The organism is Actinosynnema sp. (assembly GCF_052038725.1).
Map to the genome: position 1 here is coordinate 1 of NZ_JBQGCX010000677.1, position 1,522 is coordinate 1,522.

Below are 1,522 nucleotides of genomic sequence, written 5' to 3' on the forward strand. Positions count from 1 at the left end.
CGACGAAGCCCAGGACGGTGCGCAGGAACCACAGCCCGGCGGCCCAGATCCCTAGCATGATGGAGGTCCACACGTCGGCGGCCAGCTCGCCGACGGCCTTGGCTGCCAGGTACTCGAACGGGTTGGGGATGCCGAACACAGGGGGGCCTCTCTGCTTCTTACCGGTGGTTGGCGACCCATGGACGCCAGCCGGCCTGGGCGGCCAGCTCGGTCCCGGGCCAGGTGGAGGGCGCCGGGGAGACCGGGTGGGTGGTGTCGATCACCCAGCGGTCGCCGGTCCAGGTCATGGCCTCGCAGTGCCCATAGGCGGCTCGTGCCTCCTCCACCAGGCGTGCGTGCAGTTCCAGCAGGACGCACGCCACCACCCAGTCATGGCCGTCGCTTCCCTTCACCTGGCCGGCGGCGGGGGTTGCTGTGACGACCAGGCCGGCCTCCTTGGTCGGCCCGCTCTGGCCGGCGGCGGTCAGGAAGGTGGTGACGTTCTCGGTCATCACCCACCTCGCCGGGTCGGCATCACCGGTTGACCAGGACCGGTAGATCTCGTGCGTGCGCGGCACCGACATGGCACCGATGACGGCCACGTCGATCGCGGCCAGCTGTGCCACCGCACCCTCTGGGGTCTGGGGGTACCCGGTGGGAACGCCCACCGGTCCGGTGCTCGAGGGTGCTGGGACGGCCAAGGGTGCGGCGACGGTGGGGGCCACCTGTCCCTGCCGGTAGGCGCGTGGGTCGTCCACGGTCAGCATCTGCGCGTCCGCGATCTGCTCGCGGCGGGCAGGCCCCTCCTGCGGCAGGGTGGCCTCGTCCAGCTCGACCGGTGAGGGTGCCGTGTCCTGGGTGACGGGCCTCTCGGGTGGGTCGTCGGCCAGGACCTGCCAGAGGAACAGGCCCATCCCGGTCAGCAGCGCCAGCCCTGCACCCAGGGCTGCGGCGAGGATGGCCAGCAGCTTGCCCCGCCCCCACGCCTGCGGTGTCGTCGTGGACATCTCAGACGCACCCGGTGCCCATCATCGCGTCCAGGATCCCCGGCAGGATCAGGTAGGCGATCACGGCGATGAACACGATGACCAGGCCGATGATCCCGCCGGTGCTGGCGTGCGGCATGCCGAACATCCGGCCGCCGGCGATGGCCCCGACGCCGATGACCAGGCCGAGGAAGAACAGGATGCCTACGCCCCACAGGACGTAGCCGAGGATGTTGTCGACGTGCACCTGCGCGCCCGGGGGTGCCTGGGGGCAGACGGCGGTAACGAACGTGGCGGCGCGCAGGCCGGCGTCAGAGACGTCAGTGAACATGCTGGGTGTTTCCCTTCTGGTGGTTGGCAGGACCGCTGGCCAGCTGCAGGAGCCGGGTGATCGTGGTGGCGGCGCTCAACACGCCCCCGGGCAGGGGTGAGGTGTCCAGGCCGCGGACGGCCAGGCCGGGGTCGTGCGGCACCTCGACCAGGTGCTCGGCCAGCACGGGTTCAGACCGCGGGCCGATGCAGGAGGTCACCCCGCGGGGCCACCGTCGACGCCTGGG

Annotated in this window: 3 protein-coding genes; all 3 read right to left on the bottom strand. The window is 71.4% G+C overall.

The annotated features are described in order from the left end of the window. Positions 1-158 precede the first annotated feature (158 nt). Complete coding sequence (locus tag ACTUAL_RS14320; protein ID WP_440900584.1) at positions 159-986, bottom strand: hypothetical protein; 828 nt, start codon at positions 984-986, stop codon at positions 159-161. Between the two features lies 1 nt (position 987). Beyond that, entirely contained in the window at positions 988-1,296 is a 309-nt protein-coding gene (locus ACTUAL_RS14325) for a hypothetical protein (protein ID WP_440900585.1), read from the bottom strand. Continuing rightward, positions 1,286-1,522: hypothetical protein (locus ACTUAL_RS14330; RefSeq protein ID WP_440900586.1), on the bottom strand; the 237-nt coding region annotated here is incomplete at its 5' end. The genes ACTUAL_RS14330 and ACTUAL_RS14325, both read right to left, overlap by 11 nt.